The following is a 22,416-nucleotide window of genomic DNA, read 5'->3' as shown; positions in this document are numbered from 1 at the left end:
CTCAGAAGTCCACCGCGGCCGACAGCATCAGCGTGCGCGGTGCGCCCACGGTCACGTAGTTGCTGATGACCCAGTAATTCTTGTCGGACACGTTCTCCAGGTTGGCGCGCAGCACCACGGGCTTGCCGGCCACCTTGGTGGCGTAGCGGGCACCGATGTCCAGGCGCGTCCAGGCCGGCACGCGCAGGCGGTTGGTGGCGTCGGCATACATGCCGGAGGTGTTGATCACGCGGCCGTTCACGCTCAGGCCCTGCACGGGCGTGTCCCAGTCCAGGCCCAGGTTGAAGGTGCGGTCCGGCACGCCGGCCGCATCGTTGCCCTGGTTCACGCCACCGGCGGTGCGTGTGAGCTTGGCGTTGTTGAACGAGGCGCTGGCCATGGCGCGCAGGCCGCGCTGCACCTCGCCGTAGACCGTCAGCTCGAAGCCGCGGTTGCGCTGCTCGCCACCGAAGCTGTAGCGGTTGGTGGCTGGGTCGGTCAGGGCGCTCGGGCGCTTGATCTGGTAGATCGCGGCCTGGGTGGTCAGCTGGCCCCAGTCCACCTTCACGCCGATTTCGTTCTGCTTCGATTTTTGCGGTGCGAAGGTCTCGCCCGCATTGGCCGTGCCGGGACCGGCCGTGCCGCCACGGGTCAGGCCGGCGGTGTAGTTGGTGTAGACCGAAACGTTCTTCGTCGGCTTGAACACCAGGCCGGCCAGCGGCGTCACGGCGCTGGCCTTGTAGTAGCTGGTCGCCGCGCCGGTGGTCACGTTGAACCCGCTTTGCTCGATGGTCTGGTCGCGCACGCCCACGGTCAGCAGGTAGCGGCCGTTGTCGAAGGACATGGTGTCCGCCAGCGCCACGCTGTGCTGCGTGAGCTCGGTGCTCTTGCCCGGGTTGCCACGCGGGAAGTTGATGGTCGGCAGCGGTGCCGGGTTGTAGATGTTGGACGGGGCGTAGGTGGTGGTCAGCTGGTAGAAGTAGCCGATCTCCTGGTCCAGGTAGTTCGTGGCCAGGGCCACGGTGTGGCCAATGCCACCGGTCTGGAACTTGGTGCGCAGGCCCGCATCGGCCGACGAGGTCTTGTTGTAGGCGTCGTAGTAGCCGTTGGCCACCGTGAAGTTGCCCAGCCCATCGACGCGCAGCCCGGCGGTCGGGAAGTGCTGCTCGTTGGTGTTGTGGGTGTAGCCCACGCCACCGTACACGGTGGTGCTGTCGTTGATGTCGTATTCCAGGCGCGACATCACGGTGCGCATGTCGTCCGTCAGGTTGGCACCGGGGTAGATGCTGGTGCGGTTGTCCGGCGCGGCGGGCATCTGCGTGACGCCGGCACGGAAGGCCGTCTGGGGGCGGAACTGCTTGGTTTCGCCCTCGGTGGCGAATGCGTCCAGCGACCAGCGCAGGCGGCCGCCGGCGTAGTCCAGCCCCAGCGCAGCCACGTCGGCACGCTGGCGGCCGCCATCCACATTGCCTTCACCGTTGCGCACCAGCGCATTGGCACGCACGCCCCACTGGTTGTCTTCGCCGAAGCGGCGGCCCACATCCACGTGGGCACCGAACTGGGCCTTGCCCATGTAGGTGGTGTTCAGCCGCGTGATCGGCGTATCGGCCGCGCGCTTGGTCACCAGGTTGATGCTGCCGCCCACGCTGCCGCTGGGGCCCACACCATTGGTCAGGGCGCCTGGGCCCTTGAGCACTTCCACGCGCTCGATCATTTCGAGCGGGATGCGGGTCGAGGGGCTCAGGCCGAACAGTCCGTTCAAGCTCACGTCGGTGTTGGACACCGTGAGACCACGCACCTGGAAGTCATCGCCGTAGCCGCCGCGCGCCTGCAGCGAGCGCACGGAGGCGTCGTTCATCACCACGTCGGCCACCGTCAGGGCCTGCTGGTTCTGGATCAGCTCGTTGGTGTAGTTGGTGGTGCTGAACGGCACGTTCATCTGATCGGTGCGGCCCAGGATGCCCAGGTCACCGCCGCGCGCGAACTGACCACCGTGGTAGGTCTTCTGCAGGCCGCCGATGGCCTCGGCCTGCTCGCGCACCTTGACCTCGTCCAGCGTGGGGCCCGAGGTGCTGGTCTGCGCAGCCACGCCCACAGCAGCGACGGCCAGGCCGGCGCCCAGGCATTGGCGCACCAGCAGGGCCAGGGGGTTGGGGGCGAAGCGCTGAGACGCACGGGATGTCGAGGATTGCATGGTGTGGGCCGAAATCAGGGAAGCAGGAAAAAGACGAACGAAAACCCGGCCGTGGCCGGGTAGGTTTCATGGTGGGAAGTCGTACAACCAGGGGGCACCGCAAGGGGCAGCCGGCCCATTCTCCGAAACAAATCAGAACGACAACTATTCGCATTTTAATTTAGCACCCTTCGGACGGCTAGGCTCGACTCTGTAAAGCCCATCAGCGGCCCCTCTTCACCGGGCCGGGAAAACCCGAATCGGCCGCAAGGCGAGAACGGTTGCTACAAAATTCGCAGCAAAGTAGTTATCAATCTGTTGCATCACTACAACGAAAACGGGCCTTCCAGGGCACACGCCGCCCCGCAATTGCGCACCTTCCCATCCTCAGCCGGGTCCCCCATCCGCCGCTTTCCAGCCGGATGTCGGAGGACCGGCGCCCCCACCCCCTCCCCTATTCCCCCGCGGGGAACCCAGGTCTCCATCCGTCGTCATACTCACCATGATGGAGGAACACACCATGCTGCTGCAGCACCGACAACGCCCTTCCCGCCTGCTGATGCTGGCCGCCTGCTGCATCGCCGCCGGCACGGCCACCGCCTCCGCGTTCGCGGGCACCGCCAGCGTCGCCTTCATCGCGTCGGAAAAGTACACCGATGCCAGCTACGCCCACCCCGTGGCCAATGAATCCGACCGCGCCCAGGTGCTGCGCGACCTGGAGCAGCACCTGCAGCGACTGGCCACACGGGGCCTGGCACCCACCGACACCCTCAAGGTCGAGGTGCTGGACATCGACCTGGCCGGCCACTTCCCGCCCTTGGGCGCCAGCGGCTCCGACGTCCGCGTGGTCACCGACATCACCGGGCCGCGCATCAAGCTGCGCTACAGCCTGGCGCGCGATGGCAGCGCCCCGGTGTCCGGCGGCGAAGAGGTGCTCAGCGACCTGAACTTCATGGTGCCGAGCAATCGCTATTCGAGCGGAGACCGTCTGCGGTATGAAAAGGTGCTGCTGGACAAGTGGTTTGAGAAGCGGTTTGGAGTGCGATAACAAGTCACCCCAAGTTCACTACCGATGTCTACTGTCGGCCAGGAACCCTACACCGGAGACGCAAAAGCTATGTGGTTGCGGCGGCACCTTCTATGGTTAGACGAGCCCGCAGATCCAGCACTCGGGCCGTGATCTGCAGCAGCCCGCCCATTTCCGCAGCAACTTTCTCTGCTTCTTGCTTTAGCCAGGCCTCAAGCCCCTCGACAGCGATTCGGGCACCACTGTCGGGATCGTCCCATTGCCGAGTGTGGTTCACGGTGACAAGTAGGCATCCGGAACGACATGCTTGAGGAGCCATGTATTTAAGAACAAGCTGCTCACGAATAGTGTCCCGCAGGTCGCGGCCTGAGCGGCCATCACCCAGTTTCAACTCAATGACTCCTTCAAGATCTACATCGTTCATGCGTAGCCTGATGTCCGTTTCTTTCTCGTCTGCGGTCACGCCTTCCTGGTCGACGGCATAGAGCCCGCTCGCTGTCTGGCGTAGAACTCGGGCGATCTCGCGGCGCATGATTCGTTCCTCGTTAATCAACCCCCACGTGGCACGAGGTGAGTCATCGCGCAACAAAAGATCTCCGATATCGTCCAATCGATCTACTAAAAGCGCAAAAACGTCTTCTGTCGTAGCTGGCGGAGCTTCATGCTGAGAATCTATGACAACTACTTGTGCGTCTGACAGCGCAGTTGCGTCACATTGCTCCGCTTCCTTCTCGCGTGCAATTGTCAGAATGCGATCACGCCATGATGCCAACACTGGATCTTCGGCAATCTCTAGCTTGGCACGCCAAGCCCCTTGCCCACTCGTCTCAAGAAGAGCAGAAACCAGTGCATTTCGACCTCGCTCCGCATCGTCACGCTTTGCAGGTCCGTCTTCGCCTTCATCCTCCACATCGTTCTTGGAATTGACACTACGATGTGCAAGCCTGATTAGTCGCAAAAGCAGCGAAGGTGTGAATGCAGGACTGCTTAGGTTGATCCCACCTCGCCCGTGGAGATCACTGAACAGTATTCCTATGCTCTCACTCCTCTCGTGCGTTTCCTCCAGCGCATGATCTGTCAAATCTTGCTCGAGTAGTTCCGTTGCTTGTGCCGGGTCCAGCCGCATCAAGGTCGGCATCCAAACCGTTGCAAGAGCCGACTCCATTCCCCGTTGTGACAGTTGTTGACTCGCTATGTTCGTCACACTGTGACAAACGCCTTCATCGCCATGCTTTAAAAGTATGTCAATTACTCGGCTAAGCCGCTCAGAAGCATTCCAAGGGTCTTCCCCGCTCCCCACAGTGTGAGCATTGGTCTCAAACCAGCTCTTGATCGTAGGAACGAACAACGAGGCCACCGCCGGTGTGGCATAACTGATGTTCTGAAGTGAAATACGAGAGGAGTTTTCCGAGGCTGGCGCTATCAACTCAGCCGCTATTTCCGGTCCAAGTACTCCAACCACTGCTACGGGGTGTGCACTCGCGAGACTATCGAGCCACGACGGAAAACCATTCAATTCAAGAGGCGCATAACGGACTGCCAGCTCGGCCTCTTCAACAGAGAGCTTTCGCGCCCAGTTCGGATCCTCAGCCTCTGCTGCGACGCCGGCAAGTCCAAGCTGCCAACGAATTAGAAAGGAATTTTTCCCGTCTTCCGGCCTCTCTGATCTCAGGGAAGGGCGGTCACTTCGCCAGATTTTTGCTAACGCCACTCTAAGGCTATCTGCGACGCTTGTGCCAAAGTGCTTTTCAATGAAACGGCGATTCCAGCCAGAGGATCGACTTTCATCTCCTGCGCGATCCATCGCCTGCCAAAGATTCCAGGCGGTACGGCCGGCGCGGTCTGGACTGAATGCGGTCGTCGGGTTGCTTGCAACTTCGCGCCAGAACAGCGTCCAACTCGCTTTGTTTTTTGCAATGCGGCGTTTACCTTGTTCGGTCCGCTTGCGGTCCTCGGCCTCCATTCGAGTCAGTTCTGGATCCACTGGGGCGGGCTTGAGTAACTCAGCAATCGCTCTCAGTAGTTCGGGAGAGTCCGATACTTGTTTTTGTATTCGACCCAAGTACTCCGACCTATCCTCCTTGTGATCCCACATCTCATGAGACGCGGCTTCAAGTAAGACATGCCGTTCAGCTAGCGGCACATCGATGGAGCGAAGCTGGTCAAACACCCAGTCGCAGTCCCTTTTTCGATCCAGGCGGATGGCACCTCTATGGCTGGCCTCGTACAGGCGTCTCCAGGCTGTGTCCTGCGGATGGAGCAGCTCGCTATAGGCATCATCGATCCAAAACAGCCGGCGTCTGATGGACGCTGACTGCACAGAAAGGGTCTTCCTTAGTTCTGCTAAAGGGCGTTTCTCCAAATAGTGATCTGCTTCCCTTGATAGCCGCAGCACCACCACAATCGAATGAAACAGGGAATCAGACGACTCGCCTTCGTTAAGTTGGCGAAGGCAAATTGCGGCGACTACTGATAGTAGGTGCGGTCTGGAAGACTCGATATGCGGCCATGCTTCATGCCATCGAACGCCTTCAACACTCAGTGCTGTCAGTTCCTCACGCAGAATGTCCAAGTAGCCGTCGGGCATAGCTTCAGACGCTATCACCGGAACCAATGAGTAATTGAGCGCGTTAACATCACGCCGCGAGGTTGTCAGCCGACCGAGTATGCGAGATACGCGGTCAGCGGCTATTGATTTCGGGACGAGTCTTGCGAGCAGATTCTTCAGGAGGCTGTCTGGCCATGCATGCGGCTCCGCATCCATTGATTGGGTCACCAAATCGATGCGATGATCCGGCAACGCAACGAGCACATCAATTGCGTCAACGCGCTCCCCAGTCCGCGCCGTTGCACATAGAGCCACTGAGAGGGCGATCTCCGCACACTCCCGCGTGGGCGCCGCTGCCATGATCTGCAGCAGGAGTTCCCTGACTTCTACATTCTCCACTCCGACCGCCCACAACCGCACGACCTCCGGCATCAGGTCCGCAGAAGCAAAGCGATGCAGCTGCACTCGAGGTACATGCAATCCACGCCATGTCCCGGAACCATACAAATTGACGTAAGCGCGCAGTGCCTCAGTTCGGCGTTCTGGCGGGAGCGACTCTGGATCACCGTGCTCTAGCAGCACCTCGGGCTCTCGGTCGCGTATCTCCTCCAGCACACTCGCTCGCGTTAGTGCCAACCACGCGGCGACCGGCCGCATCGACGGCTTAACCGCCTTGATCCCAGTCGGGGTTTGGGTGAAGAGGATGCGCTTGACAGCTTTCAAGGACATTCCACGGCCAAGAAGGTACTCAAGTCGCTGAGCGGCCAAATACTCCAGCACTGATCGATGGTGAAAGCGCACTCTGCCGTAGCTCGCAAAGCCAAACAGAGGTCTTTCCAATAGGACTTCGCGCTCTTCCGGAGTCCAATCACGCAGTATGGCAGCGGAGTCCAACGCGGTTCCTGCTGCACCCCCTCGGTCAGCAGCGGCACTATGGCGCAATGTGAGTTTGCGGGTTAGTAGGCAGGCAAGTGCCAACCGACTTGCCCCTTCCCATCCTCGCGCCTGAGAAAGTTGAGCTCGCTCCCTATCAGCACTTGCCTTGAGCTTGACCTCCACGTTGTAGGCTACTTGCTCACGGTGCGTCCTAATACTGCGATGGTTTTGCCAGTCTGCACAGAGTTCGATTAGGTCATGAGGACGGCCTGCAAACTCTTGCGCATTTCTGCGTCGAATATCATCGAGCAACGGAGTCGCATCCTCGATTCCTTGCAAAGCCGCAACCTGTCGAATCTGTTCATCTGAAAGCGGCATCAAGCTGACGTTCCTCCAAATAGGAGGGTTATCGCTGTCCTCAGCGGCCGTGTCGCGCGCCTTGCTCATCATGATGTCAGCAAATGCATCCTCGCCCGCGATGGCTTCTGCCGATGTAGGAACCGGCAGGTGCTTTCGAATCAGTGCTTGATCTATGGGAATAGGCCGAGACGTCACCACAATGTGCGCTCTACCAAGTTGACCCGACAATGCTCTACTCAGTCGTTTGAGCGCAGATTCAAACGAACCCAGTGTGAGCTTAAGTTCATCCACCGAATCAAGAAAGAAAAATGCGATATCTGACTGCGAACTGAGCCACGCGTCGAAACGATCCTGTTCGTCTGCATTCAGCAAATCCAGTGGCGCGTTTCGAGCCAACTCGGCAAGTTCGAAGTAGAACGAGGGAACTCCCTCATTCCAAAGTGCGGCCTGCTCAGCACGGCATTCAAATGTCTTTCCAGCCCCTGCTTCTGAAACCATCAAAACACGTTGCGATTGAAGCAGTTCATTCCAGCCAACTGCATTCGTCCATCCCATGGACCTGGAAATTGATGCCCACTCGAACGTCTCGGACATATCATCCGAGAGGTCCAAAAAGCTTCGACGAACACGGGATTGCATTTCCGTGAAGTATAGGCACAGATCAACGTCAAATCTTGGACTATCTGACCGGCCCTAGCTCGCTGTTGCGCAAGCTAGCTTTTCGGGTTACTGCAAAGTAGTTGGCCCGCCTGTTAAGGCCACGTGCTTCACAGCCAATGCCCTTCATCACACACTTCACGATGTGACTGCTTCTAAATAGCGTGGAGGCTACTAGCGACGCGTCTACGCACATAGTTGCTCTTTTCCGGCTTGGGATCTAGCGCCCTAATCCAGTGCTGTCACTTCGCGCGGCGATCTCCTCCGTTCCAAATCGTTCAGATCTCCTACCATTCCTAGCACGCGTTGGCCCTCATCGGGATGCCTGATCGACAGGTCAGCAAGCGCTGGCTTCCCCCCACGGAATCATCTAGCGTTTCAATGCGAGAAATTTTCGGTCATAGCCGTTCGGCAAAAGCGCTCTATGCTCGCTGCTAAAACGTCTCTGAGAGACTATGCGTGCCTGTACTTTGCGCAACCCCGCTCCTCACACGCCCCCATGCTCCACTACCTCACCGTCCCCGTCACCGCCTTCCAGCAGAACGCCTCCATCCTGTGGTGCGACGCCACGAACAAAGCCACCATCGTCGACCCAGGGGGCGACCTCGACGTGCTGCTCGGCGAGGTGGAGCGCCTGGGCCTGACGCTCGACCAGATCTGGCTGACCCACGCCCACATCGACCATGCGGGCGGCACGGGCGAACTGGCCGAGCGGCTGTCGCTGCCCATCGTGGGGCCGCACCCCGGCGACCAGTTCTGGATCGACGCACTTCCACAACAAAGCGCGATGTTCGGATTTCCGCCCGCCCAGCATTTCACGCCCACGCGCTGGCTGGCCGATGGCGACACGGTGCAGATCGGCAACGAGACGCTGCAGGTGCGCCATTGCCCGGGGCACACGCCCGGCCACGTGGTGTTCCACGCGCCGCAGATCGACAGAGCCTTTGTGGGCGATGTGCTGTTTGCGGGCAGCATCGGCCGCACGGATTTTCCACAGGGCAACCACCAGGACCTGATCGACAGCATTACCGGGCGCTTGTGGCCCATGGGGGACCAGACGGTGTTCATTCCTGGCCACGGCCCGGAGAGCACCTTCGGCCGGGAGCGCAAGAGCAACCCCTACGTGGGTGGCACCTGAGCCCCTCCCCCTTTACGGGTAACGTGGAACTGGGATGCTTTGCCCCGCCTGATCCGGCGATGCGCTGCAGTGCAATTTTCTAAGATGTGACATTCTGTTAACAATCCCGGCTATCGGAGGCGCGCGCCGGGCAGCGTCACGCCATGGCATCCCCCGCAAGCACTGTTTCCACCGCCCATCCCCCCCCGCCCCTTTGCCATTCCACAGCGCGGCTCCAGCGTCGCCGGCAAGGCCTACTGGGCCATGGCGCAGCGGGTCGCATTGACGGCCGCAGCCATCGACTGCAGCTACATCGTGCTCTTTCTCTGGCTGGGCTCGGTGCCGCTGGCGCTGGTCAACCTGGCCAGCATTGCGATGTACCTGGGCGCCTACCATCTCATCCAGCGGCGCCGCAACACGGCCGGCATCCTGCTGATCTGGCTGGAGGTGATTGCCCACTCGGCCCTGGGCTCGCTGCTGGTGGGCTGGGACAGCGGCTTCCACTACTACCTGTGGCTGTTCATCCCGGCCATCGTGATCGCCAACTCGGGCCGCTATGCCGCGCCCATGGTGCTGGCCTTGCTGGCCTACTACCTGGGCCTGCGCTTCGCGTGCGACCACTGGAGCGCGCTGGCGCCGCTGGCCGGCAAGGGGCAGCAGATCGTCAACACCCTCCACATCTGCCTGGTGTTCGGCATGTTCGCGGCGCTGGCCGCGTTCTACCGCCGCACCATCCTGATCGCCGAGAACCGGCTGCTCAAGCAGGCCACGCTCGATGGGCTCACGGGCCTGAACAACCGCGCCCACTTCCACACGCTGGCCGGGCATACGCTGGCGCGCATCCAGCGCACGGGCGAGCCCGTGGCACTGATGCTGTGCGACATCGACCACTTCAAGCAGGTCAACGACCGCCATGGCCACGACATGGGCGACCGGGTGCTGGTGGCGGTGGCCGGGGTGCTGGCGCGCAAGCTGCGCGAAAGCGATGTGATCGCACGCTGGGGTGGCGAGGAGTTCCTGGTGCTGATGCCGGCCAGCCCGCTGGTAGCGGCGCTAGAGGTGGCCGAGCGCATCCGCGCCGCGGTGGAGCAGGTCGCGTTGGACTGCCAGGGTACGCCCGTGCCGCTGACCATGTCCTTCGGCGTCGCGCAGGTGGCCGGCCCCGATGACCTGCAGGCGGCCATTGCACGGGCCGACAAGGCGCTCTACGAGAGCAAGAACGGCGGCCGCAACCGCGTCACGGCGGGCTAGCCGTTGCGGCGGGCTGCCTTGTACAGCCCCTGCACCTTGGGCACATTGGCCTCCAGCTGCTGGATGCGTGCCGGGCCCGAAGGGTGGGTGGACAGGAAGGCCAGGCCGCCCTGCTTGTTGCCCGTGGCATTGCCCATTTTCTTCCACAGGCTCACCGAAGCCTCGGGCTCGTAGCCGCCGCGCGCCGCCAGCTCCAGGCCGACCAGGTCGGCATCGCTCTCGTCCGAGCGGCTGAACTGCAACGTGAGCAACTGCCCGCCCAGGCTGGCCGCGGCATTGCCCAGATCGCCCAGGCCCAGCAGCTGCGAGCCCAGGCGCAGGCCGATGTTGGTGGCCTGCGTCTTGGCCAGGCGCTCGCGCGCGTGCTCGCGCAGTGCATGCGCCATTTCGTGGCCCATGATCATCGCGGCCTCGTCGTCGGTGAGTTTCAACTGGTCGAGGATGCCGGTGTAGAAGGCGATCTTGCCGCCTGGCATGCAGAAGGCGTTGATCTGCTTGCTGCCGATCAGGTTCACCTCCCAGCGCCACTGGCTGGCCCGCTCGTTCCAGGGCTTGGTGTGCGGGATCAGGCGCTGCGCGATGGCGCGCAGGCGCTGCAGCTGGGGATGACCGTCCGGCGCCAGTGCACGCTGGGAGCGCGCCTGCTCCATCATCTGCTGGTACTGCTGCGCGGCCGAGCGCTCCAGCGTCTCGGCCGGGATCAGCTTGCGCAGGGTCGAGGAGGTGCCCACATCCACCTGGGCGATGGCCGGGGCCATGGCGCCCGCCCCCGCAGCCAGAAGAAACGCGCGGCGCGCCGACCACATCGATGAAGACGCGGCAATGGGAGAGGGGCAGAGCATGCACATGCAGGAATAATAGACAAAAACCCAGGCACCCATGTCAGACACCTCCCCCACCAGCGGCATTTCCGCGCCCCCCCGCCCTTCCTGGCTGCAGACGCTGCGCATCTACCTGGAACCTGCCAGCCTGCGCATGCTCACGCTCGGCTTCTCGGCCGGCCTGCCGCTGCTGCTGGTGCTGGGCACGCTCTCGTTTCGCCTGCGCGAGGCGGGCATTGATCGCAGCACCATCGGCTACCTGAGCTGGGTGGGCCTGGCCTATGGCTTCAAATGGGTCTGGGCACCGCTGGTGGACCGCATGCCCCTGCCCCTGCTCACGCGCTGGCTGGGCCGGCGGCGCAGCTGGCTGCTGCTGTCCCAGTTGTTGGTGGTGGCGGGCCTCGTGGGCATGGCCATGGCGGACCCGCGCGAGATGCTGGGCCCCATCGTCTGGTGCGCACTGGCCGTGGCCTTCGGCTCGGCCACGCAGGACATTGCGCTCGACGCCTTCCGCATCGAATCGGCCGAGGCGCGCTACCAGGCCGCGCTGGCCGCCTCCTACCAGACGGGCTACCGCCTGGCCATGATCTGGGCCGGTGCCGGCGTGCTGTGGATCGCCGCGCGCGCCGAGGTGGCGCCCGCCGTGGGCCAGGCCATGGCCGGCTACCAGAACGGCGCCTGGCAGGCCGCCTACCTGGCGATGGCGGCGTCGATGGCGGTGGGCATCGTCACGGTGCTGTTTTCGCGCGAGCCCGCGCAGGTCGTGCTGCCACCGGCCAGGAACGCCGCCGAGTGGATCAAGGGCGCGGTGGTCGAGCCCTTCGCCGACTTCCTTGGCCGCTATGGCTGGCATGCCGCGCTGATCCTGGCGCTGATCGCGGTCTACCGCATCAGCGACGTGGTGATGGGCATCATGGCCAACCCCTTCTATGTGGACATGGGCTACACCAAGGACGAGGTGGCCGCCGTGACCAAGATCTACGGCGTGGTGATGACACTGGTCGGCGCCTTCGTGGGCGGCGTGCTGTCCATGCGCTTCGGTGTCATGCGCATCCTGATGCTGGGCGCCCTGCTCAGCGCGGGCAGCAACCTGCTGTTCGCCTGGCTGGCCGGCCACGGGCACGACGTGACGGCGCTGATCGCCGTGGTCTCGGCCGACAACCTGGCCAGCGGCATTGCCTCGGCGGCTTTCATCGCCTACCTGTCGAGCCTGACCAATGTGAGCTACTCCGCCACGCAGTACGCGCTGTTCAGCTCGCTGATGCTGCTGCTGCCCAAGTTCCTCGCCGGGTTTTCGGGCCGCTACGTCGACCTGTTCGGCTACGCCCATTTCTTCTCGGCCACCGCGCTGCTGGGCCTGCCCGTGCTGGCCCTGGTCTGGCTGGCCTCCCGCGTGAAGGCGCCGGCAGGCGCACCGCGATAAGCGCGCATTGCTATGCATTGCATAGCAAACAGGCGCTGGCAACGGTCGCGAGGTTTACGGGAGCTTTACAGAGGCTACAACACGGCGTGACGCCTTTGGGCGAGCATAGGGCCGTACCCAATACACTGATTCCATGAGCTCCCAACTGCTGATGATCGAAGACGACGCCCGCCTCGCCGAGATGGTGGGCGAGTACCTGGGCCAGTCCGGCTTGGTGGTGAAACACCGCGCCGACGGCAAGAGCGGCCTGGCCGAGCTGCAGGGACCCGATGCGGCCGCCCTGCCCGACCTGGTGATCCTGGACCTGATGCTGCCCGACATGGATGGCCTGGAAGTCTGCCGCCGCATCCGTTCGCTGCAGGGCCCGGCCGCCCAGGTACCGGTGCTCATGCTCACGGCCAAGGGCGACCCCATGGACCGCATCATCGGCCTGGAACTCGGTGCCGACGACTACCTTCCCAAACCCTTCGAGCCGCGCGAACTGCTGGCGCGCATCCGCGCCATCCTGCGCCGCCGCACCGACGGCGGCACGCCTGCGGCCCAGGCCCTGCGCTTCGGCACGCTGGAGATCGACCGCGATGCGCGCACCGTCACCGTGGGCGGCCAGCCCGCGGACCTGACCTCGTACCAGTTCGACCTGCTGGTGGCTTTGGCCGAGCGCGCGGGCCGCGTGCTCACGCGCGACCAGATCATGGAGGCCGTGCGCGGCCGCGAGCTCGAGGCCTTCGACCGCTCCATCGACGTGCACATGGGCCGCATCCGCGCTGCCATCGAGGCAGACGCAAAGAACCCACGCCGCATCCTCACAGTGCGCGGCGTGGGCTATGTGTTCGCCAAGCAGCAGGATTGAAGGGATGGGAGCCCCGTGAGCCTGTCCAACCCCTTCGCCCGGCGCCTGTACCTGCGCATCTGGCTGGCCGTGGTCGGCGGCATTGCCGTGCTCACCCTGGTCGTGGGCTGGGCCTGGCGCATCGCCGAGGAGCAGAAGGCGAGCAACAACCAGCCCTTCGTGCCGCCCTCGCGCGAGATGGTGCTGCGCGATGCCAGGGGCGACGTCGTGTTTCGCGGACCCGCGGCGCGCCAGCCTTCGGAGCCCGGCGAGAACGTGGAGTTCCACATCGAATCCGACACCGGCCAGACCTTTGTGCTGCAGATGGCGCCGCGTCCGCAGAACCGGGGCGGCCGGGGCGGCGGCGACGCCGCATTCTGGACCCGGCCACCGTTCGGCTTCCTGTGGCTGCTGGGCATCGTGGGCCTGGCCGTGGCCGTGGGCGTATACCCCATCATCCGGCGCCTGACCCTGCGGCTGGAGGCGCTGCAGCGCAGCGTCAAGCATTTCGGCGAAGGCGACCTGTCGGTGCGCGTGCCCGAGCAGGGCCAGGACGAAGTGGCTGACCTGGCGCGCCAGTTCAATGCCGCTGCCGCACGGGTGGAGACCCTGGTCAAGTCGCACAAGTCGCTGCTGGCCAACGCCTCGCACGAGCTGCGCTCGCCGCTCACGCGCATCCGCATGGGCATGGAGCTCATGGGCGGGCAACAGCCCTCGCCAGCCTTTCGCGCCGAGATCCTGCGCAACATCGCCGAGCTCGACCAGCTGGTGGACGAGATCCTGCTGGCCAGCCGCCTCGACGCGCGCGAGGCCGATGTAGGCACCGTGGAAACCGTGGACCTGGTGGGCCTGGCGGCCGAGGAATGCGCGCGCGTGGATGCCGACCTGGACGTGGGCGCCAGCCCCGACGGGGTGGACGTGCAGGGCATCTCCAAGCTGCTGCGCCGCGCCATCCGCAACCTGCTGGAAAACGCCCGGCGCTACAGCACCGGCGAGATCAGCGTGGCCGTGCTGCGCCACCAGGGCCATGCCGAGGTGCGCGTCTGCGACCAGGGGCCGGGCGTGCCGGCCAGCCAGCGCGAGCGCATCTTCGAGCCCTTCTACCGCCTGCCGGGCGCCAGCGAGCGCGCCGGCGGCGTAGGCCTGGGCCTGGCCCTGGTGCGTTCGATCGCCGGGCGCCACAACGGCATGGTGTTCTGCGAGGACCGGCCCGATGGTGCCGGCGGCGCATGCTTTGTGCTGAGGCTCCCGGTCAGCGCTTCCAGCACCACGCCATGATGGCGTAAAGCCCCGCCCCGAGCACCAGCACGCTGGCTGCCACGCCCAGCGCCCAGTCGAAGCCCTGCGCCCGTGAGCCCGCATGGGCCAGCAGGGCCGCCGCCATGGGCGGCCCCACGATCTGGCCGATGCCATACAGCGCCGTGAGCAGGCCCGTGAAACCCGCGGCCGCCTGCGGCCACTGGTGGCGCGCCTCCTGCAAGGCAAAGAAGGTGATGGCCGTGAACGGCAGGCCCAGCAGCAGGCTGCCCAGGGCAAAGCCTGCCGGGCCCGGCCACAGCAGGCCCAGGGCAATGCCTGCGGCCTGCAGCAGGTAGGCACCGGCCAGCAGCCAGCGGCGGTCGCGGTGCGCGGCGATGCGCGTCGAGAGCCATGCACCCAGTGCCACCCCGGCACCGAACACGGGCCAGAACAGGTCCGGCCAGACCGAGCCGGCGGGCAGCGCGGCGCGCGCGATCACGGGCAGGAAAGTCGCCGTGACGATGTAGCCCAGGCCCGCCAGGCCATAGGCCAGCGCATGCAGGGCCCGCTGCCCCGCGGGGTGCGCGGCCGGCAGGACCTGGGTGGCGGGCCCACCGGCCGCGCTGCCAGGCACCTCGCTACCGCCAAAGACCTGCCAGACCAGCGCGCACAGCGCGGCCGCCAGCGCGGCGAACGTGGCCCAGCCGGCCGCCGCGCTCCAGCCCGCAGCGACCATGGCGCCGGTGGGCAGGCCCGTGGCCACGATGCCCAGCCCGGGTCCGCAGAAGATCAGGCCGGCGAGCTGGGGCCGCCCCAGCCGGGTGAGCTGCCCCATGCACCAGTTGGCCGTGCCCAGGAACACCAGCGCGCTGGCCACGCCGGCCAGAAAGCGCAGCAGCGGCCACGAAGCAGGCCAGGGACAGGCAAGCAGGCCGGTCAGCACCACGGTGGCCACGAGGCCGCCACGCGCCAGCGCCGCATTGCGAGGCACTGCGCGCAGGTGCCGCTCCAGCCAGGGCAGCGCCATGTACAGCAGCGCGCCAGCAAGGTAGCCGGCATAGTTGGCCGTGGCCAGCCAGCTGCCGGTGGCGATGTCGATCACGCCGTCGTGCAGCATCATGGGCAGCAGCGGGGTGAAGGCAAAGCGGCCGATGCCCATGGCGACGGCCAGCGCGACCATGCCGGCCACCGCAACGCGCAACGGCGCCATGTCGGTAGGGTGTGCGCTGCCGGGCGAAGGGGGAGAAGACACCTGGTCCATACGGGGATACGGGGAAGGGGTTGCCACGGCGGATGCCGCTGCTTATCATCATCTTACCAAGAGATTGAATTTATGTAATTAATACTTTTTAAAGATGTTTGAATCTTCCGCTTTGTGGGACCTTGCGGCCCTGGACATTTTCCGCACCGTGGCGGTCGAAGGCAGTGTCACGCGCGCCGCCGAGCGGCTGGGGCGCGTGCAGTCCAATGTGACCACCCGGGTGCAGCAGCTGGAGGCGCACCTGGGCACACCCCTGTTCCTGCGCGAAGGCAAGCGCATGGCCCTCACGCCCGAGGGGCAGGTGCTGCTGGGCTATGCCGACCAGTTGCTGGCGCTGGCCGAAGAGGCGCGCCAGGCGGTGCGCCCGGGCCCGCCGGGCGGCCGGCTGCGGATCGGTTCGATGGAGAGCACGGCGGCAAGCCGCCTGCCCGTGCCCCTGGCGCGCCTGCACGGCCAATGGCCGGGCGTGGCGCTCGAACTCTCGACCGCCCCGACGCGCGAACTGGTGGAGCGGCTGCGCGCCCATGCCCTCGATGCGGTGCTGGTGGCCTGGCCGCCGGGCCAGGCGCCGGACCCGGTCTTCGAGACCCGGCCCGTGTTCACCGAGGAACTGCTGCTGGTGCTGCCTGCGGGCCACCCGCCGGTGGCCGGGCCCGAGGACGTGCAGCCCGGTGCGCTCGCGGTCTTCGAACCGGGCTGCACCTACCGCCGCATCGGGCAGGATTGGTTCGCCCCCCGGCCGCAGCCCATGCAGGTGCTGGAGCTGGGCAGCTACCACGCCATCCTCGCCTGCGTGGCCGCCGGCAGCTGCGTGGGCATCGTGCCGCACTCGGTGCTGGCCATGACGCCCCATGCCGGGATGCTGAGCCACCAGCCCATCACCCGCATCGATACCCTGCTCACCTGGCGCAAGGGCTACCGCTCCAGCGCGCTCGACGCCCTGCAGCAGGCCCTGTCTGCCGCCTGACCGTTTTTTTCTCTTCCCGTTCCAGGAGCCCGCCATGACCGAGCACAGCCTTCGTACCGCCCTTTCGCTTCGCCTGCCCATCATCCAGGGCCCCATGACCGGCTCCGACACCCCCGCCCTGGCCGCTGCCGTCTCGGCCGCGGGCGGGCTGGGCTCACTGGGCTGCGGCATGCGTTCGCCAGCGGCCATGATCGAGGCGGCGGCCGAGGTGCGGCGGCGCACCGACCAGCCGTTCTGCATGAACCTCTTCGTGCAGGACACTCCGGCCCCCGATGCCGCCACGGTGGACACCGCAGTGGCCCGGCTGGCCCCGCTGTATGCCGAATTCGGCCAGCAACCGGCTATGCCTGCGCGCTGGTGCGAGGACTTCGCGGCGCAGTTCGATGCGCTGATCGCCGCGCGCCCGGCGGTGGCCAGCTTCACCTTCGGCATCGTGTCCGCGGCGCAGGTGGCGCGCCTGCATGCGGCGGGCTGCTATGTGATCGGCACGGCCACCACGGTGGCCGAGGCGGTGGCCTGGGCCGATGTGGGGGCCGACGGGGTCTGCGCCTCGGGCATGGAATCGGGCGGGCACCGCGGCACCTTCCTCGGCGACTTCGCGTCGTCCATGATCGGCACGATGGCCCTGGTGCCGCGCTGTGTGGACGCGCTGGCGCCGCGCGGCGTGTCGGTGGTGGCGGCCGGCGGCATCATGGACGGGCGCGGTATCGCCGCCGCGCACGCCCTGGGGGCCGAGGCGGTGCAGATGGGCACGGCCTTCCTGTCGTGCGACGAATCGGGCATCGGTGCCCCCTACCGCAAGGCCCTGGCCGACGCCAAGGGCACCGACACGCGCACCACGCGGGCGTTGACGGGGCGCCACGCGCGCGGCATCGTCAACGCGCTGATGGAGCGCCTGCAGGCCGATGAAATGGCCGTGCCGCCCTACCCCGTGCAGAACGCGCTGACGGGGGCGCTGCGCAAGGCCTCGAACGAGGCGGGCCGGGCCGACTACCTGTCGCTGTGGGCCGGCCAGGGCGTGGAAGCCGTTCGGCCCATGGCCGCAGCGGCGCTGATGGCGCTGCTCGAAGAGGAATGGAAGCAGGCCAGCGCGCGCGTGGGCGCCGCGGGGCACTGAACGGCGGTCAGCGCGTCCAGGGGAGGTCGCGGGCCGTGCCCTGGATAACGGGGTGCTCGCGGTGCAACACCTCGCCGGCCAGCACGCGCTCGTAGTAGCGCAGGTAGCCGCGTGCCATGGCCTCGGCGCTGAAGTGCTGCTGCACATGGGCATGGCAGGCGCGCGGGTCGGCTTGGTGGGCGCGCACGGCCTCGGCCAGTTCGCTGGCGCTGGCCGACAGGCTGCCGCATTCGGCCGGCACCAGTTCGGGCAGGGCCCCATAGGGCGTGCTGAACACCGGGCAGCCGAAGTACAGGCTCTCGATCACGGCCAGGCCAAAGGGCTCATGCCAGCGCACGGGAAAGATCAGGCCGCGCGAGGCGTTGAGCAGCTCGTTCTTCTGCTGGCCGCCGACCATGCCGAAGAAATGGATGCGGCGCGACAAGGTCCAGCGAAAGCCGCGCTTGAAGTTGATGCGGTCACCGCCCAGTACGTCGAGCTCCACGCCCGCGAGCTTGGCCACCTTGATGGCACCGGCCACGTTCTTCACGCCCCAGGCGGCCTTGCCCAGGAAGTGGTAGTGGTCGCGCGGGCGCGCGAAGTCCACCGGGCCGTAGGCCGACCAGTCCAGCCCGTTGTAGACGAATTCGGTGGAACCGTAGCGCGCCGCATGGTTGCGCGACAGGAACACGGTGTTCAGCGGCAGCGGCTTGGGTTTGCGTGCGTTGCCGTGCTCGGTGACCAGGTAGGGGCGCGAGGGCTCGCTGCGCGGGTTGAACTGGAAGTGGGTGATGTCCACGTCGGCCGGGATCTGGCCGTCCCAGGGCGCGTCGGGCTTGATCGGCAGCACCTGGGCGAAGTCGCAGCTCGAGCCTTCGGGCACGAGGTAGCTCACGCGGTGGCCCAGCTGCACCAGGGTCTTGCCCAGGTCCCAGATCACGCGCTCGGTACCGCCGTAGCCGTAGACCGGGATGGGAGAGTTGTTGACCAGCAGGATATGCATCTGGGAAGCCTGTTCGTTCAGAAAGGGCGGCCGCAGCCGATGCGCGCGCGCCGCTCATGCAGCGCCGCCAGCACCAGCGGGCACATGAAGAGGTAGAACATGTTGCCGCTGTTGTGCGCCAGGAAGACCTGGGTCAGGCCGAAGCCGATGTAGGACAGCGGCAGCATCACGCCGACCAGGCACAGCGAGAGCGATTCGCGGTCCATCTTGCCCGCGCCGTCGCGGATGCGCCGGGCCGTGGGCCAGAACATCACCAACGGAATGCCGTAGAACGCGAACAGCAGCAGCACACCGGGCAAGCCGCGCTTGGCGAACAGGTCCAGCACCTCGTTGTGGGCATGGCCGAATTCGAGCACCACGGGGTGCGCCAGGCCTGCGGCCACGCGGCGTGCCTTTTCCTGCTCGTAGCCGGCCCGGCCCCAGCCGGTGAGCGGCCGGTCCCAGCCCATCTGCCAGGCCAGCTGCCAGTGGGCCAGGCGCTGGCCCACCGAGCTGCGGCCATCGCCGTGCTGCTGGTAGGTCTGCATTTCCTGGCGCGCCTCGTCCACGCGCTGCTCCACCGCTGGCACCTGGGACAGGGCTGCCGCGAGCAGCGCCAGCACGCACAGGCCCCAGTACACGCGCCGCTGGCCGGTGGTGCGCACCAGCAGCCAAGCGCACACGGGCAAGAGCAGCACCAGCGCCAGCCAGCCGCCGCGCGACTGCGACAGCACCGAGCCCACCGCGCCCAGCACGATGGCGGCCACCAGCAGCAACCGCTGCCAGGCCACCCAGCGCCGCCACTGCACCACCAGCAGCAGGCCGCTGAGCACGCCCAGCAGCATGCTCAGGTTACCGTACTGGATGGCGTTGGTGAAGCCGCTGGCGCGCGGCAGGCCCTGCACACCGATCTGGTACAGGCCCACGGCGCCGCTGCCCACGGCCCCGACGGCCAGGCCCATCCACAGCCAGGAGGCGCGCGGCTCGAAGGTCATCAGGTAGAAGATGCAGGGCAGCGCCAGCAGGTACTTGACCGGCCGGTCCATGCTGCCCCAGCCCCAGGTGGCGCCCACGTCGAGCAGCCACAGCGCGGCCATGCACGAGAAAGCGGCCGTGAGCCACCAGGCGGCGCGCGGCGCCGGGCGCCGCCACCACACCGGGGCACTGGCCAGCGCCGCCAGCAGCAGCAGCGCCGCGCCGTAGGAATAGCCCGAGGGCAGCCACAGCGCCAGGCCGGGCACCATGAAGGCGCCCACGCTGGCACAGCGCCCGAACCAGCGATAGCTCCTGAGCGTCACCGGATCACCCGGCCCGTGAGGCTGTCGCGGTCGTAGTGCAGCGCGGCGTAGCGAAAGAAGCCCTCCAGCGCCACGAACAGGCAGTACAGGAAGCCCGCGCCCCCGCACAGGAAGCCCAGGCGGAAGACATACAGGCGCACGAACATCGAGCCACCCGAGGCCAGGCCGCGCAGCACGCCGCCGCGCTTGCCCAGCTCGGCGCGCTTGGCGGCGCCCAGCATCACGTACTGGGTGAGCTTTTCGAGGCTGGTGCGCACGGAGTTGCGCGTGTAGTGCAGCAGCCGTGCCCGCACCAGGCGGCGCGGCACGGCGGCGCCACCGGGCTCGGGGTTCAGTTGGGCCTGCTCGTGCACCACGCCCGTGAATTCACGGACCATGGAACGCAGGAACAGCCGCTCGATGCGCGACTGCGACATGAAGTAGCGCAGCTCCTGGCCAAAGGCCACCATGCGCCAGCGGATGGTCCACACCGCGCGCTCGCCCGAGCGCACGATGGCCTGCACCTCCTGCTGGAAGGCCGGCGTCATGACCTCATCGGCATCGAGGAAGAACACGTAGTCGCCACGCGAATGGGCCAGCAGCCGGTTGCGCTGCACGGCAAAGCCCTGCCAGTCAGGGTAGGAATGGACTTCCGCGCCCAGGCTTTGCGCCAGGGCGACGGTGTCGTCCGTGCTGCCGCTGTCGACGACCAGCACCTGGTCGGCGAAAGCGGCGCTGCGCAGGCAGGCTTCAATACGGTGGGCTTCGTTGTGCGTGAGCACCGCCACCGTGAGCGTGGGCGGCACCTTCGCGCCGCCAGCGGCCGCCGACATCCGTCAGTGGCCAGCGTGTACGTGCTCGCCCGCCTTCAGGCGGTACACCGTGCCGCAGTAGGGGCACTTGGCCTCACCGCTGCGGCCCACGTCCAGATAGACCTTGGGATGGCTGTTCCACAGCTTCATGTCCGCCTTGGGGCTGGGGCAGAAGACCCCGCCCTGGGCGTTCAGGTCCTTGGCCAGCAGTTCGATCACAGCTTGGGACATGGTGTTCAGACCTTTGCGAGCCAGTGGGCGTATTTCGGGTTGCGGCCATTGACGATGTCAAAGAACGCGCTCTGGATCTTTTCGGTGATCGGGCCGCGGCTGCCGCTACCGAGCTCGATGCGGTCGAGTTCGCGGATCGGCGTCACTTCGGCCGCCGTGCCGGTGAAGAAGGCCTCGTCGGCGATGTAGACCTCGTCGCGCGTGATGCGCTTTTGCACGATCTCCAGGCCCAGGTCCTTGGCGATGTGGAACACGGTGTTGCGGGTGATGCCGTTCAGGGCACCGGCCGACAGGTCCGGGGTGTAGATCACGCCGTTCTTGATCACGAAGATGTTCTCGCCCGCGCCCTCGCTCACGAAACCGCTGCTGTCCAGCAGCAGGGCTTCGTCGTAGCCGTCGTCCAGGGCTTCCATGTTGGCCAGGATGGAGTTGGTGTAGTTGCTCACCGCCTTGGCCTGGGTCATCGTGATGTTCACATGGTGGCGCGTGTAGCTGCTGGTCTTGACGCGAATACCGCGCTTCATGCCCTCTTCGCCCAGGTAGGCACCCCAGGCCCAGGCCGCCACCATCAGGTGGATCTGGTTGCCCTTGGGCGAAACACCGAGCTTTTGCGAGCCGATCCAGGTCAATGGGCGCAGATAGCACGATTCGAGCTTGTTTTCGCGCACCACGGCCTTCTGGGCCTCGTTCACTTCTTCCTTGCTGAAAGGAATCTGCATGCGCAGGATCTTGGCGCTGTTGAACAGTCGGTCGGTATGCTCTTCGAGGCGGAAGATGGCCGTGCCATCAGCGGTCTTGTACGCGCGCACGCCTTCGAATGCACCGCAGCCGTAGTGCAGGGTGTGGGTCAGCACGTGGATCTTGGCGTCGCGCCAATCCACCATCTGGCCATCCATCCAGATCTTGCCGTCACGGTCGGCCATCGAGGGAACTACGGGGCTCATGGGGGTCCTTTGGGTTGCTGTAGGTCGCAAAAGAGCGATTTTACGGGGCTGGCGGCACCTCGGCCACCGGAGCGGGCGCCTGGGGCACTTCCTCCTCCTGCACGGGGCGTACCAGCTCCCACTTCGCGAGCTTGCCATTCTTGAACTCGCAGGTCACGAACGAGCGGGTGCCATCCGTCCAGCGGTACAGCTCGGGCTGGGCGCCGTCGTCGGACAGCAGCTGGCCCAGCGAGCGCGTCATGGCCACCACATGCATGAGGTTCACCCCGGGGCGCAGCTTGGCATTGAGCATGACGGCGCTGCCCACGTGGCCGATGGGCCGGTCTGCCGCTTTTTTCAGCACATTCATGAGGCGCGTGAAGTGCAGCAGGGCCCACATCATGAGCCCGCCCCCCACGGCCGCCACGCCCGGCCATCCATAGGACACAAAGCCGAACACCAGGCCACCCACCGCCGCGAGCGGAACAACGATATTGCGAAAATTCATGGGCGGTATTGTCATATGGCCAGCGCGGACGGTCATGCGTGAAGACCGCAGACCGCCCG

General features: G+C 65.7%; 18 protein-coding genes. 8 read left to right on the top strand and 10 right to left on the bottom strand.

Features of this window, described 5'->3' with window-relative positions:
- Position 1: 1 nt before the first annotated feature.
- Positions 2–2,173, bottom strand: a complete 2,172-nt coding sequence (locus tag AC07X5_RS03300) for a TonB-dependent receptor (RefSeq protein WP_494769048.1) — start codon at positions 2,171–2,173, stop codon at positions 2–4.
- A 499-nt stretch (positions 2,174–2,672) separates the two neighbouring features.
- Here AC07X5_RS03300 and AC07X5_RS03295 point away from each other — a divergent pair, with 499 nt between their 5' ends.
- The gene (locus tag AC07X5_RS03295) at positions 2,673–3,200 is read left to right on the top strand and encodes a DUF3016 domain-containing protein (RefSeq protein ID WP_494769047.1); all 528 of its coding nucleotides are present in this window, start codon (positions 2,673–2,675) and stop codon (positions 3,198–3,200) included.
- Positions 3,201–3,267: 67 nt separating this feature from the next.
- Here the strand turns inward: AC07X5_RS03295 and hyoA are convergent, their stop codons facing one another.
- A complete protein-coding gene (hyoA, locus tag AC07X5_RS03290) occupies positions 3,268–7,602 on the bottom strand; it encodes an NACHT domain-containing antiphage protein HyoA (protein ID WP_494769046.1) in 4,335 nt (1,444 codons plus the stop codon).
- 517 nt (positions 7,603–8,119) lie between these two features.
- On the opposite strand from hyoA, the gene AC07X5_RS03285 reads away from it, so the two are divergent.
- Together AC07X5_RS03285 and AC07X5_RS03280 are read left to right on the top strand one after the other, a co-directional pair.
- The gene (locus AC07X5_RS03285) at positions 8,120–8,758 is read left to right on the top strand and encodes an MBL fold metallo-hydrolase (RefSeq protein ID WP_494769045.1); all 639 of its coding nucleotides are present in this window, start codon (positions 8,120–8,122) and stop codon (positions 8,756–8,758) included.
- 243 nt (positions 8,759–9,001) lie between these two features.
- A complete protein-coding gene (locus AC07X5_RS03280) occupies positions 9,002–9,988 on the top strand; it encodes a GGDEF domain-containing protein (protein WP_494769044.1) in 987 nt (328 codons plus the stop codon).
- Here AC07X5_RS03280 and AC07X5_RS03275 read toward each other — a convergent pair.
- A complete protein-coding gene (locus AC07X5_RS03275) occupies positions 9,985–10,830 on the bottom strand; it encodes a M48 family metallopeptidase (RefSeq protein ID WP_494769043.1) in 846 nt (281 codons plus the stop codon). The genes AC07X5_RS03280 and AC07X5_RS03275 overlap by 4 nt on opposite strands.
- 37 nt (positions 10,831–10,867) lie before the next feature.
- On the opposite strand from AC07X5_RS03275, the gene AC07X5_RS03270 reads away from it, so the two are divergent.
- The 3 genes from AC07X5_RS03270 to AC07X5_RS03260 all read left to right on the top strand — a co-directional run bounded on the left by AC07X5_RS03270 (position 10,868) and on the right by AC07X5_RS03260 (position 14,339).
- The gene (locus AC07X5_RS03270; RefSeq protein WP_494769042.1) at positions 10,868–12,232 is read left to right on the top strand and encodes an AmpG family muropeptide MFS transporter; all 1,365 of its coding nucleotides are present in this window, start codon (positions 10,868–10,870) and stop codon (positions 12,230–12,232) included.
- Positions 12,233–12,365: 133 nt separating this feature from the next.
- Entirely contained in the window at positions 12,366–13,082 is a 717-nt protein-coding gene (locus AC07X5_RS03265; protein ID WP_494769041.1) for a response regulator, read from the top strand.
- A 15-nt stretch (positions 13,083–13,097) separates the two neighbouring features.
- Positions 13,098–14,339, top strand: coding sequence for a HAMP domain-containing sensor histidine kinase (locus tag AC07X5_RS03260; protein WP_494769040.1), 1,242 nt, complete (start codon positions 13,098–13,100; stop codon positions 14,337–14,339).
- Here AC07X5_RS03260 and AC07X5_RS03255 read toward each other — a convergent pair.
- Entirely contained in the window at positions 14,314–15,561 is a 1,248-nt protein-coding gene (locus tag AC07X5_RS03255) for a YbfB/YjiJ family MFS transporter (protein WP_494769452.1), read from the bottom strand. The two genes, AC07X5_RS03260 and AC07X5_RS03255, sit on opposite strands and share 26 nt — an antisense overlap.
- A 94-nt stretch (positions 15,562–15,655) precedes the next feature.
- Here AC07X5_RS03255 and AC07X5_RS03250 point away from each other — a divergent pair, with 94 nt between their 5' ends.
- Together AC07X5_RS03250 and AC07X5_RS03245 are read left to right on the top strand one after the other, a co-directional pair.
- Positions 15,656–16,528: a LysR substrate-binding domain-containing protein gene (locus tag AC07X5_RS03250; protein WP_494769039.1), complete on the top strand. Its 873-nt coding sequence runs from the start codon at positions 15,656–15,658 to the stop codon at positions 16,526–16,528.
- Between the two features lie 34 nt (positions 16,529–16,562).
- A complete protein-coding gene (locus AC07X5_RS03245) occupies positions 16,563–17,645 on the top strand; it encodes an NAD(P)H-dependent flavin oxidoreductase (RefSeq protein ID WP_494769038.1) in 1,083 nt (360 codons plus the stop codon).
- A 7-nt stretch (positions 17,646–17,652) separates the two neighbouring features.
- Here AC07X5_RS03245 and AC07X5_RS03240 read toward each other — a convergent pair whose 3' ends face one another.
- The 6 genes from AC07X5_RS03240 to AC07X5_RS03215 are packed head-to-tail and all read right to left on the bottom strand — an operon-like array spanning position 17,653 to position 22,357.
- Positions 17,653–18,627, bottom strand: a complete 975-nt coding sequence (locus AC07X5_RS03240) for a glycosyltransferase (RefSeq protein WP_409956668.1) — start codon at positions 18,625–18,627, stop codon at positions 17,653–17,655.
- Positions 18,628–18,644: 17 nt separating this feature from the next.
- Entirely contained in the window at positions 18,645–19,904 is a 1,260-nt protein-coding gene (locus tag AC07X5_RS03235) for an O-antigen ligase family protein (protein WP_409956667.1), read from the bottom strand.
- Complete coding sequence (locus AC07X5_RS03230; protein ID WP_494769037.1) at positions 19,901–20,716, bottom strand: glycosyltransferase family 2 protein; 816 nt, start codon at positions 20,714–20,716, stop codon at positions 19,901–19,903. Before AC07X5_RS03230 ends, AC07X5_RS03235 begins: the two co-directional genes overlap by 4 nt.
- A 3-nt stretch (positions 20,717–20,719) precedes the next feature.
- A complete protein-coding gene (locus AC07X5_RS03225) occupies positions 20,720–20,926 on the bottom strand; it encodes a zinc-finger domain-containing protein (RefSeq protein WP_184854883.1) in 207 nt (68 codons plus the stop codon).
- A 5-nt stretch (positions 20,927–20,931) separates the two neighbouring features.
- Positions 20,932–21,870 (bottom strand): branched-chain amino acid transaminase, encoded by a 939-nt coding sequence (locus AC07X5_RS03220; protein WP_494769036.1) that lies wholly within the window; start codon positions 21,868–21,870, stop codon positions 20,932–20,934.
- A 40-nt stretch (positions 21,871–21,910) separates the two neighbouring features.
- Complete coding sequence (locus AC07X5_RS03215; protein ID WP_409954962.1) at positions 21,911–22,357, bottom strand: glycerate kinase; 447 nt, start codon at positions 22,355–22,357, stop codon at positions 21,911–21,913.
- Positions 22,358–22,416 lie beyond the last annotated feature (59 nt).

It is taken from the genome of Acidovorax sp. GW458-11-26-14-TSB4, from assembly GCF_059423865.1.
Note: the sequence above shows the minus strand (reverse complement) of the source record. Positions and strands in the feature narration are given on the sequence as shown.

Bases quoted from the DNA above. Each gene is read 5' to 3' on its own strand.
- AC07X5_RS03300 (WP_494769048.1), bottom strand. From the start codon at position 2,173: ATGCAATCCTCGACATCCCGTGCGTCTCAGCGCTTCGCCCCCAACCCC.
- AC07X5_RS03295 (WP_494769047.1), top strand. From the start codon at position 2,673: ATGCTGCTGCAGCACCGACAACGCCCTTCCCGCCTGCTGATGCTGGCC.
- hyoA (WP_494769046.1), bottom strand. From the start codon at position 7,602: ATGCAATCCCGTGTTCGTCGAAGCTTTTTGGACCTCTCGGATGATATG.
- AC07X5_RS03285 (WP_494769045.1), top strand. From the start codon at position 8,120: ATGCTCCACTACCTCACCGTCCCCGTCACCGCCTTCCAGCAGAACGCC.
- AC07X5_RS03280 (WP_494769044.1), top strand. From the start codon at position 9,002: ATGGCGCAGCGGGTCGCATTGACGGCCGCAGCCATCGACTGCAGCTAC.
- AC07X5_RS03275 (WP_494769043.1), bottom strand. From the start codon at position 10,830: ATGCTCTGCCCCTCTCCCATTGCCGCGTCTTCATCGATGTGGTCGGCG.
- AC07X5_RS03270 (WP_494769042.1), top strand. From the start codon at position 10,868: ATGTCAGACACCTCCCCCACCAGCGGCATTTCCGCGCCCCCCCGCCCT.
- AC07X5_RS03265 (WP_494769041.1), top strand. From the start codon at position 12,366: ATGAGCTCCCAACTGCTGATGATCGAAGACGACGCCCGCCTCGCCGAG.
- AC07X5_RS03255 (WP_494769452.1), bottom strand. From the start codon at position 15,561: ATGGACCAGGTGTCTTCTCCCCCTTCGCCCGGCAGCGCACACCCTACC.
- AC07X5_RS03250 (WP_494769039.1), top strand. From the start codon at position 15,656: ATGTTTGAATCTTCCGCTTTGTGGGACCTTGCGGCCCTGGACATTTTC.
- AC07X5_RS03245 (WP_494769038.1), top strand. From the start codon at position 16,563: ATGACCGAGCACAGCCTTCGTACCGCCCTTTCGCTTCGCCTGCCCATC.
- AC07X5_RS03240 (WP_409956668.1), bottom strand. From the start codon at position 18,627: ATGCATATCCTGCTGGTCAACAACTCTCCCATCCCGGTCTACGGCTAC.
- AC07X5_RS03230 (WP_494769037.1), bottom strand. From the start codon at position 20,716: ATGTCGGCGGCCGCTGGCGGCGCGAAGGTGCCGCCCACGCTCACGGTG.
- AC07X5_RS03225 (WP_184854883.1), bottom strand. From the start codon at position 20,926: ATGTCCCAAGCTGTGATCGAACTGCTGGCCAAGGACCTGAACGCCCAG.
- AC07X5_RS03220 (WP_494769036.1), bottom strand. From the start codon at position 21,870: ATGAGCCCCGTAGTTCCCTCGATGGCCGACCGTGACGGCAAGATCTGG.
- AC07X5_RS03215 (WP_409954962.1), bottom strand. From the start codon at position 22,357: ATGAATTTTCGCAATATCGTTGTTCCGCTCGCGGCGGTGGGTGGCCTG.